Origin of the sequence: Methanoculleus sp. UBA208, assembly GCF_002498065.1 — an archaeon.
Classification (GTDB): Archaea; Halobacteriota; Methanomicrobia; order Methanomicrobiales; family Methanoculleaceae; genus Methanoculleus.
Genome location: NZ_DAFZ01000118.1, coordinates 21,600 through 37,078, shown reverse-complemented (window position 1 = coordinate 37,078; position 15,479 = coordinate 21,600). Strand labels below are relative to the sequence as shown.

Below are 15,479 nucleotides of genomic sequence, written 5' to 3'. Positions count from 1 at the left end.
TAGATGTTATCCCCGGAGTTACGGCGGAGGCCGCCGGGGAACTCACAGCGGCACGGCCTCCCGGCAGACGCGGTCCCGGATGTACCAGTGCAGTCCTCCCTCAGTCACCACGTCGACCTCGCGGCCGAGCAGGTCTTTTAAGTCCTGAGCGAGAGCGATGTGGTCGAGGAGGCTCCTCCCCGGCTCGAACTCGACGAGGAGATCGAGGTCGCTCTCCGGGGTCTCCTCGTCCCGGACCACCGATCCGAAGACCCTGACTCTGCGGGCACCATGTCTGGCTGCGACCGCGAGGATCTCTTCCCGCTTATCGAGCACATCGGCACAGAGGCTCAATCCATCCCTCTCCTGTATCGATCTTATGGACCGGGGAATATAAGAGTTCGCCCGAAATCCGGTGGGGCGAGAAGACCGCCTACTCCCGCCACCTCGGCAGCGTCGAGAGGTACTGCCGCACCATCTCCGTTGCCTTCTCGGCCGGTATCCCGAGGTGCGAGGCCATCATCGGCACGTACTTCTCGACCGCCTGCTCCCGGGTAAGATCGGGCTCGGTGAACCTCCCGTCCCGGTAGCAGTAGGTGCAGTACGCCGTGCTCCGCGACCCGTCCGCCTCCGTCCCGGCATCCTCGTCCCGTGCGAGGGGCATCCCGCAGCTCCCGCAGAGGGCAATCTCCCTCCCTGCCCACCTCTTCAGGCACGAGAGCTGCTCCTTCGAGAAACTCTCCGCCTTCTCGAGGGGAATCGCGTACAGCTGCGACATCATCGCCCCGCTGATCTTTGCCATCTCGTCGATGGTGATGTTCGACTCGGTGAAAGCGCCTTTCTGGTAGCAGTAGGTGCAGTAGTCCCTCGAAAACCCGCCGTCCGCTTCCGTCCCGAAATGCTCCTCCGCGCTCATCGGCATCCCGCAGCTCTGGCATGTCCGTATCCCGTTCGCGTCCATACGATCTCCTCCGCACGGTGAAGTGCTTTAAAAGAATGAACGGACGGCACCTGGGATAAACGTTCCTAAAAAGGCCCCCATGGGACGCGGCCGCATCTCCGGCGGCCGACAGAAAAAAAGCCCGCCCTACTCCCCGCGGGACGGGAACCGGATCGTCATGCTGCCGCCGTCGCCGGCCTCGAGCACCGCGTCGGGCTGGAGCGCCCGGACGTAGCCGGTGAGGTAGGGCACGGCCACCCGGACGTCTGCGAAGGTCTCCCGGAGCGCCGCCGCAGCGCCGTCGATCGTGATGGTCACGGCCCCGTCATCGGCGTCGTCCACGGACTGGCAGGGGATCCCCCACGTCAGGAGGAGCCCCTCCATCAGGGTCGGCGGGTCGAACCGCTCCTCGGTGTGGGCGAGAAGCGTCGTTCCGTTCTCTTCGCCGAGCCGCCCGGCGATGGCGGTGATCCCCTCCGTGAGGCCGGGAGGGGCGTCCGCAAGAAGTCTTCGCACGAGAGGTCCGGCGACATCGTGCCGCCGCAGGGACCGGGCTACCTTGATCAACTGCCAGTCCCGGGCAAACGACGTACCGGTGCGCATGTTATCCTCTCAGGATGCCGTAGGCCATCACGCAGAGGCCGAGGATCACCACAATACGGGAAAAGACCGCCGACCAGGCGATGATAAACGCTTCGGGCGTGAAGATGCTCACGAGATCGGCAAACGTGATCCCCACGACCAGCGTAAAAAGCCCGTAGACGAAGAGGAGCAGGGTCGGCTGCCGCACGATCCGGTAGGCGTTGTAGATGACGCCGATGAGGAGCGCCCCGAGAAATAGCGTCACAATTGCAAGCATCTGCTGCATGGTTTCAATCTGCAATCCGTTCATGTCTGTTCCTTGATCTTCTTCACCGAGATGATCGTCTGGATATCCCTCACTCCGGGAAGGCCGGAGAGCGGGACGAGCACGCTCCGCTTCAGCTCGGATATGTTCTGCACCCGGACCTTGACGAAGAAGTCCCCCGGCTCGAGCACCTCGTAGAGTTCGAGGATGCACGGGAGGTCGCGCATGAACTCTTCGATCTCCGGCTTCCCGTCCGGGTGGACCCTGACATTCAGGAAAGCGACCAGGGTATGCTCGAAGCACTTCTGGTTGATGACGATCGTAAACCGCTCGAGGATGCCGGCGTTCTTCAGCTTCTCGATCCTCTTAAAAACCGTCGACGGTGCGATGCCCAGCATTGAGCCGAGCTCTGCCATAGACATTCGCCCGTCCCTCTGCAGCTCCCGCAGGATCGCATCGTCGATCTCATCCATTCTAACAATAATTACAAACACTTGGATATTAAAATTGCGTATTTGTTTTATATCACGAATTGGTCTTTTTTCATTTCTGGTGAATATTGCCAGCTTTATTGGAAATTTATCGGGATTTTGTCTGACTATGAACAAACGGAAATATCCCGGGAAAACTGGAAATGATCGTCATAGCGTCGCCGGAATAAGGAACTATTATTTCAGCGGCGGTGAAGGATTGTTCCCCGGGGATTGACGATCCTCACCGGCCCGGGCCCTCCGGCCGCTTCCCGGATGGCCGTATCGATGAACTCCCTTGCTGCGGCGAACCCTTCCCGCGCGGGCATTCCCCGGGCAAGGCATGCCGCGAGCGCCGCGGAGAAGCAGCACCCCGATCCGTGCACCGAATAGGGATAGCGCTCGCCGGATAGCCGCATCTCGCCCTCCCGGTCGACCAGGAGGTCGACCGCCGCGCCGCCGGGGAGGTGCCCGCCCTTCACCACCACGGCACGGGCGCCGAGATCGAGGATCCGCCGGCCGGCCTCGGCCATATCCTCGACGGTCGCGACCCGCATACCGGCGAGCACCTCGGCCTCCGGGATGTTCGGGGTGACGACCGCCGCCCGGGGGATGAGTAGTTCCGCGAGATCCCTTGCCGCATCCTCCGCAAGCAGCCGGTGGCCCGACGTCGAGACCATCACCGGGTCGATGACGAGCGCGGCCCCCTCCGGCAGGGCCTCCGCGACGGCCCGGACGTTTTCGGCGTTGCCGAGCATCCCGGTCTTCCACGCCCCGATCGAAAAGTCGTCGGCGACCGTCGCTATCTGGGTCCGCACCGCCTCGGCGGGGAGCATCCAGGTCCCCCGCACCTCGCGGGTGTTCTGGGCCGTGACCGCCGTAACGACCGTCAGCCCCCAGATCCCGAGCGCTACAAAAGTCTTCAGGTCCGCCTGGATGCCCGCCCCTCCCCCCGAGTCGGAACCCGCGACGGAGCAGGCGGCGATCATCTCTCCATCCCTCATCCATCAGGTGTCGCCCGGGATCTGCTTGAATCTTTGCCTCTTTTTCGCCATTTCCTTTATGTCGTTCTGCACCGACCATTCTTACAATGGATGTAGAAGAGATCAGCCGCCGGCACCTCGCCGCCGGCACCCCTGACGACGAGATCGTGCGCCTTCTCTCCCGGGATATCCTCTCGATCAAGCACCCCCGCGTGACCCCCGCCTACGCCGAAGCGTTCGCCCGGGCGGTCCTCGCCGAGGCGAAGAACTCGACCGGGCTGTCCGGCGACTTCTTCACGTTCGAGCCCTCCGGTTCGACCATGGGCGAGTTCGGCGTCGGCTCAAGGGGTTCGGGCGACTTCTTCGCCCACCGGCAGCTCGCCCGGATCATCGGCCGGACAGAAGCCGCGGTTGGCGTCGACGAGATGGACGACGCCGGCGCCGTCCGTGCCGGCGGGGACTACATCATCACCACCGTCGACGGGATGCACTCGCGCCTCTCCGACTTCCCCTTCCTCGCCGGGTTCCACGTCACCCGGGCGACGCTCCGGGACGTCTACGTCATGGGGGCAAAACCCGTCGCGCTCCTCTCCGACATCCACGTCGCCGACGACGGTGACGTCGCAAAGATTTTCGACTACACGGCGGGCGTCTCTGCCGTCGGCGAGGCCATGGCCGTCCCGCTCGTCACCGGCTCGACCCTCCGCATCGGCGGGGACATGGTGTTCGGCTCCCGGATGACCGGCTGCGTCGGTGCCGTCGGCGTCGCCCGGCACCTCACGGCCAGAAAACAGATCGCCCCCGGCGACGTCCTCCTCATGACCGAGGGGGCGGGCGGCGGGACGATCGCCACCGCCGCGATCTACTCCGGGTTCCCCGACGTCGTCGAGGAGACGATCAACCTCCACTTCCTCAAAGCCTGCGAGGCGCTCCTCGCGAGCGACGTCCTCAACGGCATCCACGCCATGACCGACGTCACGAACGGCGGCCTCAGGGGCGACGCCTACGAGATGGCCGAGACCGCCGGCTGCCGGATCGTCGTCGTCGAGGACGAACTCCGCACCCTCGTCCAGCCCAAAGTCCTCGAGATGCTCGACGCGCTCGAGATCGACTACCTCGGCGTATCGCTCGACGCCCTCCTGGTCGTCGCACCGCCGGAGGTTGCGCCGGAGATCCGGCGGGTCGTGGAGTCCGTGGGCGTCGCGATGAAAGAGATTGGCTACGTCGAGGAAGGTGAGCCCGAATCGGTCCTCTCGGTCGGCGGCGAGATCCGCGATTTCAACCCCCGGTTCCGTGAGTCGGCCTACACCCCGGTCAAGAAGGTCGTGGACGAGGAGAAACGGGACTTCGAGGAGATGAAGGCCGGGGTCGAGCGGGCGGCGGAGGCGGCGCTTGCAAAGAAACTCCGGATCCTCTCCCGGCTCCGGTCATCCTAACTATTTCGGGCAAGAACGGCCTTACGATGCACTGGAAATAGTGTCTCCTTTAAACTGCGCTTCGGCCAAAAAAGAAGGTCAGATGGAGTCCTTCTATCATCCTGGGATCTTCTTCCTCGTCAGTTTTTCATAGATCTCGACCTGATCCTTCCAGGGGATGTAGCCGACGTAGACCGTATCTCCATCATCCCCGGTGAATTCCCATATTGGAACAGCCGATGACAGGGTCTGCTCACAGGGCTTCCAGACCAGCCGAGCAGGCATGGTATCGTCATAGCCACCTTCCGCGAGGACTGTCCGTGCTTCCTTCAGCGTCGGACGAACGACATTCTGTGTCTTTGGAGTTGGGGTAAATGCGCTACTGAAATCCGCAACATCTCCCTTGATGGAGACCTGTGTGACGACGGTGATGTAGCCGTCCCGCTCGAAGGGGATCAGATAGTAGTCATGCCATTTATCGTCCAAGGAGTGTACGAAGACCGGCTCCCCCGGAGTCGTACCTTCAAGTTCCTTCTGGAAGATCTTGATTCTGTTCATCTCCTGTCGGGCAAACGCAGCAAGGTCGGTATCTTCGGTCAGGGGGATGTCGTCTTCCTCATCGGCCATCAGAGTGACGTTCCTAGCCACAGCCTCGTAGTACTCCGTCATCTGGCCATAGTAAGTCTCCCGATCGACACCCGCGGTCGGCGTAGGCCGGACAAGGGTCTCGCTCCAGACCGCGGGACGGGTGGCATCGGCATCTCCGATCGTGGTTTCACCAAAAGTCGGAGTAGTGTCCTGAGGTGCGGTACAGGCAGCGTCAGTGCTCCAGTAGCCCCGCACATGAGTCCAGTATCCGTCCCAGTAACTTCCATCTACGTCCACCGGGGTGAATACGTTGCTCCAGTCATCTGTAGAATAGTAGTGGTTGATATCGTCCTCCCAAGGATCATGAACCCAGAAGCCGTATACAGCGTACACGCTCCCGTAGTAATCCTCGTACGAAGCTCCCTTCACTAGGACCCAGTGATCCCCGGAATAGATCAGTGCAGGCGATGGAATATCCAGGTCAGCGATATCCATCGCCATGGCGATGTTTGCCGTGTTGAAATAACTCCACCTGCGATCCTCGGTGACGAAGTTGTTGAGGTAGTTGCTCACGCAAGCCGCGAGCCCGTACGGGTCCGTGTACCATAACTCTATGTTATTATTCTGAATACAGTTCCATAACGTATCCTGCGAGACGTAACCGTTGTGGAAGTCTATCCACATCTGTGCGACCGCCGGGCCACAGTAGTAGGTCGTCTCCTGCTCGTAGTAGGGTACGGAAAGCTGTTTGGTCACTTCTCCCGCCGTGACGGGAGCGATGACTGTCCCTATAACGAGCAGCATCACCAGCAGGATGCCGGCCTTCGAGAAAAGATATGTCTTCATCGTTCTAACCTCCATAGCCATTGAGGCAGGGAGCCACAACGGTATCAGTCATGAGTTGCGGCGAAATCGATGCCTCCGGGCACGCAGAGCGCACATCCGGTCCAAAACCGTTGATGGGTGAACACCGCGCCGGTTTACGGCTACGGGTGCCGTGTGCGGCATCTACAGTAGTCCTTCAGCCCCTTCGTGCGATAAAATCGCTGAAAACGTTCGATCCCGGTCGAACGGATTCAAAAACCATATATAGAGGCTACGTGATCTCCTCACTCGTAAGATCGGCGAGCTGCGTCACCGCACGTGTGTTCTGCCACCGGGCGCAGGCATACGCCATGAGGACCCCCCCGATCACCGCGAGCGCGATCCCGGCAACGAGCAGTTCCATAGGAGTTCCCTCCGGGATCGGGACTCCTCCTCCCGGGAGCGAGGGCACTGGTCCTTCCCGGATCGGCGCGGTCAGGAAGGCCGCGAGGGCACAGACCCCGCCGGCTAGGCTCGCCAGTCCCGCAGCCAGGATGATCCGGATCCGGGCACCGCCGTGCGGCTGCAGGAGGGCGCGCCCCTCCGGCGTGAGCGCGTGGTACACCCAGGCGTGCCCGTCGTCTCCTGCGGCGACAAAACCGGAGTCCGCCAGTCTCTGCAGGTGGTGATGGACCGTGGACTTTGCCAGGCCGAGATCGGTCGCGAGCTCCGTGATCGTCATCCTGCGTGCATATAGGGCCTTTAAAATATCAAGCCGGGTTCCTGATGCGAGGACCTCGAACGTATCCTTCGTCAGGACGATATCGACCGGCTCCATAGGGGAGTAGTTCGGAAAGACGGGATATAACTATTCCGTTATCCCCGCATCGCAAAAAAGAAGCCTTCTCATGCGGCCGGGTCGAGTGAGAGTAGGGGACGGCACGTGCGTCCCCCTCACAGACGTGACCTAATCCTCCGGTTTTTTCCCGGCCGCACAGACGTTGTAGGCGAGGTAGGGCAGGTTCTCCTCGACGAACGGCTCCACCTTCCGGGCGAGTTTAAAGACCGGGTCTGCAAGGTTTAAGTGCGCAAACGAGCAGCGGCCGACCGATATATCCGTAAATCCGGCCTCGCGGAAGAGCCCCGTGATCTCGGCGTTGGTGTAGTAATGTTCGTCGAAGTCCCCGACGCCCACTTTCTTCAGGCCGACCTTCTCCCCCATCTGGTAGACGAGCGGCACGATGCTCGTAAAGACCGTCCGCGAGAGGGTGCAGACGGCGATCCGGCCGCCGGGCTTTAAGACCCGGTAGCACTCCCGGAGCATCCCCTCCGGATCGGGGACGTAACTGAAGGCGAGCAGGCTCGCGAGGGCGTCGAAGGTGGCGTCCTTGAACGGCAGGACGTCGGCCGTACCGACGCAGAACCCGCACTCCGGACAGCGCCGCCGCCCGTGCCGGACCATCCCGGGGCTGATATCGAGCCCGAAGGCCCGGCCCCCTTCCTCGACGTAGCGCTGCACGAAGAGCCCGGTCCCGCAACCGAGGTCGAGAAGGAAACCTCCCTTCAGGAGCATGCTCATCACGTGGTCGGAGATGTGCCCGTGGTAATACTTCCCGCGGCTGCCGTCGTAGCGGTCGTCGTAGATATCCGCGACCTCGTCATAGTGTTGCTGTACTTTCTTCACTGAACACCTCCCGGGCAATCCGGGCAAGAAGTGCATTGATCTGCACGAAATCGTTTGCATTCTGGCAGAGCCGGTGGTCCGCGTCGGCGAGCGCGATTGCAAGGGCCGGGTGGTTGTACTCGCGCCGGGCCACCTCCCGGAGTTCGCCGACGACCTCCCGCGCCGAGAGTCCGTACTCGATCATCAGCGACTCGGCGATCCGGCGGGCGGCATCGAAGTTGCCGTCCCGGAGAGCGACGAACGCCGACGCGGCGACGTTCGCGGTCTCGGAGCGCGACACCTCCGCGAGATCGAAATCCTTCTCCGATCGTGCGGCGATCTGGAGGTACATGATCGCCCGCCGCAGGTCGCCCTGCGCGGCATAAACGATCAGATCGAGATCGTCGGCCGGAACCGCGCCCCCCTGCGCGGCCAGGATCTCCTCGAGCCGGGCCCGGATGAGGCCGCTCTCAATCGGGGCGAAGAAGAGCGGCAGGCAGCGCGACGCGATGGCCGGAATGATGGCTGAGGGCCGGACGGTGACGAAGACGAACCTGCAGGTGGCGCTGTATCGCTCCATCGTCCGGCGCAGGGCCTGCTGCGCCTCGAACGTCAGGCCGTGGGCGTCCTCAAAGACCATCAGTTTGAAGTCGGCGTCGAGCGGGCGCATCGAGGCGTACCACTTCACGATCTGCTTGAAGTTGACGATCAGGCTCCGGTCCTTGCGGTAGACCATGCTGAACCGCTCGTCCGTCTCGAGCGCGCTTCTTCCCCTGCCGAGAAGGTCGGCGGCGCTGAAGACGGTCGTGTTCGCCTCCCAGTTCTCTCCGTAGAGCCTTTTTGCCAGACACTCGACGGCCGCGGTCTTCCCGGTCCCGTGCGGGCCGGAGATGAGCATGTGGGGCACGCTCTGCGCGTCCGCAAACGATGTGAGGTGGCGGACGACCTCGTCCTGTCCGATGATATCGTCGCACCCCTTCGGGCGGTACAACTCACTCCAGAGCATGGCTCAAGTTCTCTCTCATCTCATCTATTGCCGCCCGGAGAAGATAGGTATTGTCAAGTGTGGCGATCAGGCGTTCGCCTTCGCCGGGCTCAAGGGAGGCGCACGCCGCGGCGATCGCGGGGACGGCGCGCGTCACCTCGTCGACGATCGTCAGGGTCGCCGTGCGGGCGGTCCGGGAGAGCGGGTTTAAGTCGACGGTGATGACCGCCTTGCCCATCGCCCGGAGCGCGGCGCAGCGGTCCCCGTCCTCGAGCGGCACGAGCACCACGTCGGCGTCCCCGATGCCCTGTGGGAGGCAGAGCGCCCGGTCGTGGGAGAGCGGGACGAGCCGTTCCGGTGTTCCTGTAAGAACCCTGACCCCGTGCTCCGTAAGAAGCCGGGAGATCCGCTCGATCCGCTCCTCCGTCCGGTGGAAGAGGTTCACCTCGACGTCGGCGCCGCTCGCCCGCTGGAGCGCCGCGATCTCCGCCGCCGCAAGCGCCGCCGTGTTGCCGTTCACCGATATCACCGCGTGCCGGGCGGATAGAAGCATCGCCGCGGCTGTCCGCCCGGCGAGAGCGGCGCTTGCGGTCGTTTTCTCGCCGATCAGGTAGTCGAACGCCTCCCCGCGCCCGTGGGCGGCGAGCCCCTCCAGCGCGACGACGCCCTCGCGTGCGCACCGGGCCAGCCGTTCGCGGGCGACAAGGGAGCGGTAGCGTGGATGGTCTTTCGGGATCATGATTTCACCTCGATCAGGTATGCGCCGCGGCGTGCGACCCGGAGGGTGTAGACCTCCCCGAACCGGGAGAGCACCTGCTCCGCCTCATCGCCGCAGGCAAAGACGCCGTTGCCAAGCATCGTCATGCTCGCCGGGACGGCGCCGGCGTCGCAGGCTTCGAGCACCCGGCGCACCTCCGGCGCGACGAGCCCGCTCTTCTCGGCGAACCCCCGCGAGAGCCCGCAGAAGTCGGCGAGGTCACGGGGGCAGCGATCGGGGTAAGCAGCGGCTATCCGCGCCATCGCCCCCGGGGACGAGAGGACCGAGGCGGTCGGGAGCGCCCCGAGGCTCACGGCGTAGAGTGGTTCCTCCGGGTAGATACGGGTGATATCCGCGTGGATTCCCGACCCCGTCCGGCAGACGACCCCGCCGGACATGCTCGCGGCGACGTCCCCGAGCCCGGTGCGGTGGAGAACCTCGGCCTCGTGGGCGCGTGCGGCCACCTCGTCGGGGGAGAGGCCGAGGTCGAAGAGGTGGTTTGCAGCCGTGAGCGTCGCAAGCAGTGCCGCCGCCGAGAGGCCGAACCCGGCGCCGATGGGGAGCCGGCACTCCGTCGTGACGCGGGCGGCGACTCCCAGCCGTTCGAGGGCGTACTCGACCGGCGGCGACCCGGCGCTCGCGTGATCCTGCCGGACCACCCGGACGCTCGTCTCCCGTGCCTCCTCGACCGTCGAGCGCACCCCATCATTGATGACCACGCCGGCCCCGACGCTCCCGGTGTCTTCCAAGCCGATCCCCTCGACGCGCCTGAAGTAGCCGGATATGTGTCCGGGGGAGAAGGCTACGGCAGTCCGGACCATATCGCCCTGGCGACCTCCTCTTTGCTCCCGGAGACGTCGGTCGTCCCGCCGGCGGTCATAATACGAAACGATCCCTCCGCCGCGCCCATCGTCGGGGGAGCGTTCACGACGACCATCCGCACACCCGCATCAAGCATCGCTCTCGCCCGCTCCTCCTCGTCCCACCCCAGTTTGAACGCCACCGTGACGGGACTGCATGCCGCCGCCACCTCGCCGATCACCTTCGGGAGGGGGTCGAGCCGGACGGTCAGGGGTGAACCGCTCGGGATCTTCCCCTCGTGCCGTTCGGGGGCAAAGTCCGATATCGCGGCCGCGCTGACGTAGACATCGACCCCCTCGTCGCGGCAGACCCGGAGGACCGCGTCCCGCATCCCGGTCGCGGTCGTCGCATGGATGTTTCTCACGCACGGGCATGAGCCGCTGTGCACCACCGTCACCTCGGCCCCGAGCCGGAAGGCCTCGAGCGCGAGCGCTCTCCCCATCCTCCCGGTCGACCGGGTGGTGAGAACCCGGACGTCGTCGAGGGGCTCCGCGCACGCCCCGCTCGTGATCAGGACGCGTTTGCCCGCGAGCGGGTGGCCCGAGACCGCCCGCTCGGCGTGGAGGACGATCGTATCGGTATCGGCGATCTTCGCCTTCTCCTCCTCGATCCGGGGGTCGACGACGTCGATATCCCAGGAGCGGAGCCGTCGGAGATTCTCCATGACCCCCGGGTGGCGGTACATGCTCTCGTGCATCGCCGGGACCACCACCACCGGCATCCCCCGCCCGAGCGCCGTCGTGGCGAAGGTGGTCACCGGGGTGTCGTCGATCCCGCAGGCGATCTTCCCTATCGTATTCGCCGTGCAGGGCGCGACCAGCAGGAGGTCCGCCTCCCCACCTTCCCCGCAGTAGAGGACGTGCTCCACCAGGCCGGTGATCCGGGTGATCGCCGGCCGCCCCGTCGCGTAGGTCAGGGCGTCGGGGTGGACGATCCCGGCTGCTGCCTCCGTCATCACCGCCTGCACCGTCGCACCCCGGCGGCGCAGGGCGTGGGCGAGTTTCACCGTCTCGACGGCCGCGATGCTCCCTGTCACGGCAAGCACCACCGTCTTTCCCGAAAGCGTCTTCACGATATCGTCACATCCTGCACCATATGCCACGCGTGCGGGCCGTACTTCTTCACCCTGCGGGAGGCTACCACCGCCGAAAACCCGGCGGCCGCAACCTCTTTCTGGATCGTCTCGCTCGCGTCCCCGATGCTGTGGACGTGGAGCACGCTCCCGTCCCGGACATGGGCGAGGGCGTCGGCGAGCATCGACGGTGCGTCGAAGTGGCCCATCAGGACCCGGTCGTAGACCCCGGAGAGGAGGTCCCGGCAGTCCCCTGACTCTGCCGCGACCCGGCCTCGAACGCGGTTTGCCATAATGTTACGTTTCAGGTATTCAAAGGCTATTGGGTTTATCTCCATCGCATGGACCCGTGTACCGCTCATGGCCGCCGGTATGGTGAAGTAACCGATCCCGGCGAACATATCGGCAACCCGCTCGCCGGGCCGGACGAGAGCGGCAATCCTCGCCTTCTCCGTCCGGTTGCCCTGTGCGAACATCACCCGTGTCGGGTCGAGGAAGAAGGTGCAGCCCTGTTCGCGGTGCCGCACCTCGCCGGCGGTGCCGTAGAGGATCTCGACCTGGGGGATGCGCATCTCGCTCAAAAACCCCTTCACCCGGACGACGCCCCGGGGACGGCAGTGCTCCACGATCGCGGCGAGTTCTTCATCCGTCGGCGCATCGCCGTGGACGACCGCGACATCGCCGACGAGATGGTACCCCCGGCCCCGGTAAGTCTCCCGCTCGGGGAGGTCTGCGTCGGCAAAATAGCCCTTCCTGACCGGAACCCAGGCGATGCCGCCCTCGACATACGGACGGCGGGAGGTGTCCACCCACTCCGCGTTCGCAATATCGGCGAGGTCGGCCGCCGGCACCTTCCGCGCACGCATGGCAGTCACCCGACGATGACCAGCCGGTCCTGCTCCTCGTCGCGGAGCACCCGGATCGGCTGCCCCTCCACCGGGAACGTCCAGGGCACCGGGTTAACCTCACGCGTCCGGTAGGTCTTCGGGTCCATCAGCCCCACCAGGTTCGGCTGCGTGAAGACGACGAGCGCGGACTCGGCCTCGCGGACGTTCCCGATGAGGCGTTCGACCTCGCCCTCGGCGATGGTCCGGGCAACGCCGGCAGCGAGATCGAAGACCCGTAGGCGCTGCCCGTCGATATCGCGCACCTCGAAGTAATTGCCCCGGGAGACCACCACGTCCCCTTTCTGGTAGAACGGCAGCCGGATGGAGTAGGTGATCCGGTAGAGTGCTTTTCCGTCCTTCTCGCCGACCAGCTTCGGGTGGGTCGTAAACCGCCCCCCGAGCGCCCCGGTGATCGTACGGGAGATCTCCTGACCGAGGTGCTGCGTCCCGACCGTGATATCGACGCCGTCCTTTGTGTCCTCGAGATCCGATATGAAGGAGAAACGGTCGCCCGACTGCTGGAGCGACTCTTCGGCCTGCTGTGCGATCGTCGCGGCGACCTCGCGCTCGTAGGCGTTGATCTTCCTGCCGGTCGCCCGCACCTGGACGATCCCCTCGTAGTAGCCTCCGGAGATGCGGCTGCACCGGTCGCAGGACTCCTTCTGCCAGCGGATCTCGGTACTGCAGGTCTCCCGGACCGGGACCCCATACAGGTTTGCCTCCACCTCGACGGTGCAGGCCGTCCTGTTCGACGCGATCTCTTCGGCGCGGACGGTGACCTGGATATCCTTCGCGTCCTCGTGGATGCTGACCGCGGATACCGCCATCTCGGCGACGAGGTCCTCGCGCGGCATCTGCAGGTCCGACCAGGTTTTGCCGCGTTTCTGCGACTCGCAGACCGGACAGTAGACGGCGGTCACGTACGGCTCGCAGGTCAGCAGCCGCACATCCGCGGCCCGGCATTCCGGGCAGAGTCCCTCCTCGCTCGGCTTCCCGCAGCGGGGGCAGATGCTCGTCTGGATGGTCATGGGTTAGATCCTGAATATCTGGGCGTGGGGCACGTCGCCGATCATGATACAGTCTTTCTCGGCGATCAGTCCCATTGCGACGGCGAGGGATACGACGCGTTTGCCGATGATGTTGACGTTTTCCGCGCCTGCGAGAGCCCTCCGGACGTCCTCTTCGTCGGCACGTTCGGTGCCGTAGAAACCTCCGCTGATGCAGACCTCAACGTCTCCGTGCATCAGGGTGACGTCCAGGAGCTCGGCGTCGCAGGCGGCCACCACCTCACCGGCGCCCGGTATGCGGTGCACTTTTAAGTACATCACATATCGTTTGACGGGAGTCGTCAAAAAGGTGCGCAGTTCCGTTAAGGAAGCGCGATATCCACGCCGTAGGTGCTTGACGGGGTCTCTGCATGGATGCGCCAGGCGTCCTCTTCGGTGATGAGCCCTTCTTCGAGGTACCGGCGCGTGAACCGCGGCACCGACTTCGGTCCGATGACCGCGCCGGGCCTCGCGTTCTCGTCCATGTAGTCGCTCTCCATGGTGAACCGCCGGCCCGCCCGGGCGAGCGCCGGGATATCCTCGTGCCGCGCGATGAAGGAGGGCGTGAGCGGGGTGTCGGGCGTCGCGAAGTGTTTGACGACCCGCTCGACCGGGATACCTGCTTGAGCGGCCATATCGACGACGTCGGCGCAGGGCCCGCTCTCGGCGTGGAGCTGGACGGCGCAGCCGCAGTCGGCCCCGAGTTCGAGGGCGTGGGAAAGGACCGCGTTTGAAGCCGCAAGCACCTCCGGTGCGACCTCGTAGTGGGGCCGGCCGCTTTTGAGGGCGACGGCACGTCCATCCTCGACGTAGCGGGCGGCAAGGTCGAGGCCGGCCGTCATCACGGCGGCGGCTTCGTCAAGGCTCATCCGTGCCGCGAGGCGGTTCATCTCCGCCGGATGGACGCCGAGGACCGGGTAGACGACGAGCCCGGTCTCCCGGACCATCTCGGCCACCCGGAGCGTCGTATCGAAGACCTCGCGGTAGTCCTCACCCGACGAGGGTTCGACCGAAAGCGACCAGGAGGGTTTTGAGACCAGGAAGATGTGCGTCCCCCCGCTGCGGCGAAAGTCCTTCGCGGCCTCGATCCCCCGGCCGTTTCCCGGGTCGATATGGATATGGTCGTCAGTGATCGGTATCGCGGGGAGTTTCATGCAACTCGACGATCTCCATCATGGGGTAGTCGTCCTCGAGGCGCAGCCGGGCCCGGCAGACGGCCGCCCCGACCTCGGTCGTGATCTCGGCGTCGAACATCCGCCCGGCGAGCTCCGAGTAGCCGAACCGGTTCGAGACCATCATATCGCGGTTCAGCCGGACGCGGATCCCCGTCACGTAGGGCTGCAGCCCGACGGCCTGCTCGATGGCGGCCTCGACTGCCGCCGCGGTCTCGCGGGCGATGGGCGTCCCGACGAACTGGTGGTAGAGGGCGCCGAGTTTGATACCGGCTTCGAAGGCCGCTTTTTCGCGGTCGGTGATCATGGTTAGTAGGTTAGGGGTGTGGGAGTAAGAAGGTGCGCCCCGGAGGAGGTGAGAAAGAAGGGGGTCTGTTTTACACGCGCTCATAAACACGCAGGAACTCTTCTCGAGAGATACCTGCCTGCGTGCAGATGGTTCGGAGGGTCGGGCCTTTGAGTCTGGGGTGGTTCGGCATCGTGAGCGGCGTCGTTGTGCCGTCCGGATTGCTGCGGATAAGCGCGATATGGTTGCCCGTCCTGACGACCTGAAAACCGAGCGCTTCCAGCGTTTTCAGCACCTTCCGCTGGGGCGCATCGTGCGGGAACTTCATCTATACGGCAACTTCGGCGACGAAGGTCTCCATGATGTCGTTGTTCTCGAACGCATCATTTCCGAAGGTCTCTATGTGAAACTGTATGGCGGATTTCACCCCGGTAAGTGCTTCTTCGTAGGTGTCCCCCTCTGCAACGACGACACCCTTCAGACCCAGAGGGTAGGCGACATAGCCGTCAGGATGCTTCTCGACGATGATTTTCAAGGTTTTCATGGGCTTATCTCTCCTGCATTTGATTTGAGTAGAGGCGATCAGTCTGATATTCAACTCATCTGGCGATATACTTTAGCCCGGTTTCTCTGCCGGCGAAGGTTGTTGATTCATCTTTCGTTTTCGGTATTGATGGTGCTTCTTCCTGTTGCCGGGTTCATGCTCCCCGGCTCCAGGTTTTCC

The 15,479-nt window shown here is 64.1% G+C and carries 21 protein-coding genes; 1 reads left to right on the top strand and 20 read right to left on the bottom strand.

What is annotated here, in order from left to right; translation table 11 throughout:
- Positions 1 to 42: 42 nt before the first annotated feature.
- From BRA62_RS12235 to thiD, 6 genes are all read right to left on the bottom strand, one after another.
- Positions 43 to 333, bottom strand: a complete 291-nt coding sequence (locus BRA62_RS12235; RefSeq protein WP_292367010.1) for a nucleotidyltransferase family protein — start codon at positions 331 to 333, stop codon at positions 43 to 45.
- 79 nt (positions 334 to 412) lie between these two features.
- Positions 413 to 940, bottom strand: a complete 528-nt coding sequence (locus tag BRA62_RS12230; RefSeq protein ID WP_292367008.1) for a zinc ribbon domain-containing protein — start codon at positions 938 to 940, stop codon at positions 413 to 415.
- Positions 941 to 1,066: 126 nt separating this feature from the next.
- Positions 1,067 to 1,522 carry a hypothetical protein gene (locus tag BRA62_RS12225; protein WP_292367006.1) on the bottom strand — a complete coding sequence of 152 codons (456 nt, stop codon included), beginning with the start codon at positions 1,520 to 1,522 and terminating at the stop codon, positions 1,067 to 1,069.
- A gap of 1 nt (position 1,523) precedes the next feature.
- Complete coding sequence (locus BRA62_RS12220; RefSeq protein ID WP_292367004.1) at positions 1,524 to 1,811, bottom strand: hypothetical protein; 288 nt, start codon at positions 1,809 to 1,811, stop codon at positions 1,524 to 1,526.
- The gene (locus tag BRA62_RS12215) at positions 1,808 to 2,239 is read right to left on the bottom strand and encodes an Lrp/AsnC family transcriptional regulator (RefSeq protein WP_292367002.1); all 432 of its coding nucleotides are present in this window, start codon (positions 2,237 to 2,239) and stop codon (positions 1,808 to 1,810) included. The genes BRA62_RS12220 and BRA62_RS12215 overlap by 4 nt, the downstream gene beginning before the upstream one ends.
- Positions 2,240 to 2,439: 200 nt before the next feature.
- Positions 2,440 to 3,240, bottom strand: a complete 801-nt coding sequence (thiD, locus tag BRA62_RS12210) for a bifunctional hydroxymethylpyrimidine kinase/phosphomethylpyrimidine kinase (RefSeq protein ID WP_292367000.1) — start codon at positions 3,238 to 3,240, stop codon at positions 2,440 to 2,442.
- Positions 3,241 to 3,326: 86 nt separating this feature from the next.
- Between thiD and BRA62_RS12205 the strand changes: the two genes are divergently transcribed.
- Positions 3,327 to 4,655, top strand: coding sequence for an AIR synthase-related protein (locus tag BRA62_RS12205; RefSeq protein ID WP_292366998.1), 1,329 nt, complete (start codon positions 3,327 to 3,329; stop codon positions 4,653 to 4,655).
- A 96-nt stretch (positions 4,656 to 4,751) separates the two neighbouring features.
- On the opposite strand, the gene BRA62_RS12200 is transcribed toward BRA62_RS12205, so the two are convergent.
- From BRA62_RS12200 to BRA62_RS12135, 14 genes are all read right to left on the bottom strand, one after another.
- Positions 4,752 to 6,083 (bottom strand): hypothetical protein, encoded by a 1,332-nt coding sequence (locus BRA62_RS12200; protein WP_292366996.1) that lies wholly within the window; start codon positions 6,081 to 6,083, stop codon positions 4,752 to 4,754.
- A 235-nt stretch (positions 6,084 to 6,318) separates the two neighbouring features.
- Complete coding sequence (locus tag BRA62_RS12195; RefSeq protein ID WP_292366994.1) at positions 6,319 to 6,864, bottom strand: winged helix-turn-helix domain-containing protein; 546 nt, start codon at positions 6,862 to 6,864, stop codon at positions 6,319 to 6,321.
- A gap of 129 nt (positions 6,865 to 6,993) precedes the next feature.
- The gene (locus BRA62_RS12190; RefSeq protein WP_292366992.1) at positions 6,994 to 7,710 is read right to left on the bottom strand and encodes a class I SAM-dependent methyltransferase; all 717 of its coding nucleotides are present in this window, start codon (positions 7,708 to 7,710) and stop codon (positions 6,994 to 6,996) included.
- Entirely contained in the window at positions 7,685 to 8,695 is a 1,011-nt protein-coding gene (locus tag BRA62_RS12185; RefSeq protein WP_292366990.1) for an AAA family ATPase, read from the bottom strand. The genes BRA62_RS12190 and BRA62_RS12185 overlap by 26 nt, the downstream gene beginning before the upstream one ends.
- Complete coding sequence (locus BRA62_RS12180) at positions 8,682 to 9,413, bottom strand: 4-phosphopantoate--beta-alanine ligase (protein ID WP_292366988.1); 732 nt, start codon at positions 9,411 to 9,413, stop codon at positions 8,682 to 8,684. The genes BRA62_RS12185 and BRA62_RS12180 overlap by 14 nt, the downstream gene beginning before the upstream one ends.
- On the bottom strand, positions 9,410 to 10,252 hold the full coding sequence (locus BRA62_RS12175; RefSeq protein WP_292366986.1) for a pantoate kinase: 843 nt from the start codon (positions 10,250 to 10,252) through the stop codon (positions 9,410 to 9,412). The genes BRA62_RS12180 and BRA62_RS12175 overlap by 4 nt, the downstream gene beginning before the upstream one ends.
- Positions 10,234 to 11,364 (bottom strand): bifunctional phosphopantothenoylcysteine decarboxylase/phosphopantothenate--cysteine ligase CoaBC, encoded by a 1,131-nt coding sequence (gene coaBC / locus BRA62_RS12170; RefSeq protein WP_292366984.1) that lies wholly within the window; start codon positions 11,362 to 11,364, stop codon positions 10,234 to 10,236. The genes BRA62_RS12175 and coaBC overlap by 19 nt, the downstream gene beginning before the upstream one ends.
- Positions 11,361 to 12,230, bottom strand: a complete 870-nt coding sequence (locus BRA62_RS12165) for a class I SAM-dependent methyltransferase (protein ID WP_292366982.1) — start codon at positions 12,228 to 12,230, stop codon at positions 11,361 to 11,363. Before BRA62_RS12165 ends, coaBC begins: the two co-directional genes overlap by 4 nt.
- Positions 12,231 to 12,235: 5 nt before the next feature.
- Positions 12,236 to 13,279: a 60S ribosomal export protein NMD3 gene (locus BRA62_RS12160; protein ID WP_292366981.1), complete on the bottom strand. Its 1,044-nt coding sequence runs from the start codon at positions 13,277 to 13,279 to the stop codon at positions 12,236 to 12,238.
- 3 nt (positions 13,280 to 13,282) lie between these two features.
- The gene (locus BRA62_RS12155; RefSeq protein ID WP_292366980.1) at positions 13,283 to 13,576 is read right to left on the bottom strand and encodes a DUF424 domain-containing protein; all 294 of its coding nucleotides are present in this window, start codon (positions 13,574 to 13,576) and stop codon (positions 13,283 to 13,285) included.
- A 44-nt stretch (positions 13,577 to 13,620) separates the two neighbouring features.
- Entirely contained in the window at positions 13,621 to 14,451 is an 831-nt protein-coding gene (locus tag BRA62_RS12150) for a TatD family hydrolase (protein ID WP_292366979.1), read from the bottom strand.
- The gene (locus tag BRA62_RS12145; protein WP_292366978.1) at positions 14,423 to 14,776 is read right to left on the bottom strand and encodes a dihydroneopterin aldolase family protein; all 354 of its coding nucleotides are present in this window, start codon (positions 14,774 to 14,776) and stop codon (positions 14,423 to 14,425) included. The genes BRA62_RS12150 and BRA62_RS12145 overlap by 29 nt, the downstream gene beginning before the upstream one ends.
- Before the next feature lie 70 nt (positions 14,777 to 14,846).
- The gene (locus tag BRA62_RS12140) at positions 14,847 to 15,083 is read right to left on the bottom strand and encodes a type II toxin-antitoxin system HicA family toxin (RefSeq protein ID WP_292366977.1); all 237 of its coding nucleotides are present in this window, start codon (positions 15,081 to 15,083) and stop codon (positions 14,847 to 14,849) included.
- A complete protein-coding gene (locus tag BRA62_RS12135) occupies positions 15,084 to 15,299 on the bottom strand; it encodes a type II toxin-antitoxin system HicB family antitoxin (RefSeq protein WP_292366976.1) in 216 nt (71 codons plus the stop codon). It abuts the gene before it with no gap.
- Positions 15,300 to 15,479: the final 180 nt, after the last annotated feature.

Bases quoted from the DNA above. Each gene is read 5' to 3' on its own strand.
- BRA62_RS12230 (WP_292367008.1), bottom strand. From the start codon at position 940: ATGGACGCGAACGGGATACGGACATGCCAGAGCTGCGGGATGCCGATG.
- BRA62_RS12225 (WP_292367006.1), bottom strand. From the start codon at position 1,522: ATGCGCACCGGTACGTCGTTTGCCCGGGACTGGCAGTTGATCAAGGTA.
- BRA62_RS12220 (WP_292367004.1), bottom strand. From the start codon at position 1,811: ATGAACGGATTGCAGATTGAAACCATGCAGCAGATGCTTGCAATTGTG.
- BRA62_RS12215 (WP_292367002.1), bottom strand. From the start codon at position 2,239: ATGGATGAGATCGACGATGCGATCCTGCGGGAGCTGCAGAGGGACGGG.
- thiD (WP_292367000.1), bottom strand. From the start codon at position 3,240: ATGAGGGATGGAGAGATGATCGCCGCCTGCTCCGTCGCGGGTTCCGAC.
- BRA62_RS12205 (WP_292366998.1), top strand. From the start codon at position 3,327: ATGGATGTAGAAGAGATCAGCCGCCGGCACCTCGCCGCCGGCACCCCT.
- BRA62_RS12200 (WP_292366996.1), bottom strand. From the start codon at position 6,083: ATGGAGGTTAGAACGATGAAGACATATCTTTTCTCGAAGGCCGGCATC.
- BRA62_RS12195 (WP_292366994.1), bottom strand. From the start codon at position 6,864: ATGGAGCCGGTCGATATCGTCCTGACGAAGGATACGTTCGAGGTCCTC.
- BRA62_RS12185 (WP_292366990.1), bottom strand. From the start codon at position 8,695: ATGCTCTGGAGTGAGTTGTACCGCCCGAAGGGGTGCGACGATATCATC.
- BRA62_RS12180 (WP_292366988.1), bottom strand. From the start codon at position 9,413: ATGATCCCGAAAGACCATCCACGCTACCGCTCCCTTGTCGCCCGCGAA.
- BRA62_RS12175 (WP_292366986.1), bottom strand. From the start codon at position 10,252: ATGGTCCGGACTGCCGTAGCCTTCTCCCCCGGACACATATCCGGCTAC.
- BRA62_RS12165 (WP_292366982.1), bottom strand. From the start codon at position 12,230: ATGCGTGCGCGGAAGGTGCCGGCGGCCGACCTCGCCGATATTGCGAAC.
- BRA62_RS12160 (WP_292366981.1), bottom strand. From the start codon at position 13,279: ATGACCATCCAGACGAGCATCTGCCCCCGCTGCGGGAAGCCGAGCGAG.
- BRA62_RS12155 (WP_292366980.1), bottom strand. From the start codon at position 13,576: ATGTACTTAAAAGTGCACCGCATACCGGGCGCCGGTGAGGTGGTGGCC.
- BRA62_RS12150 (WP_292366979.1), bottom strand. From the start codon at position 14,451: ATGAAACTCCCCGCGATACCGATCACTGACGACCATATCCATATCGAC.
- BRA62_RS12145 (WP_292366978.1), bottom strand. From the start codon at position 14,776: ATGATCACCGACCGCGAAAAAGCGGCCTTCGAAGCCGGTATCAAACTC.
- BRA62_RS12140 (WP_292366977.1), bottom strand. From the start codon at position 15,083: ATGAAGTTCCCGCACGATGCGCCCCAGCGGAAGGTGCTGAAAACGCTG.
- BRA62_RS12135 (WP_292366976.1), bottom strand. From the start codon at position 15,299: ATGAAAACCTTGAAAATCATCGTCGAGAAGCATCCTGACGGCTATGTC.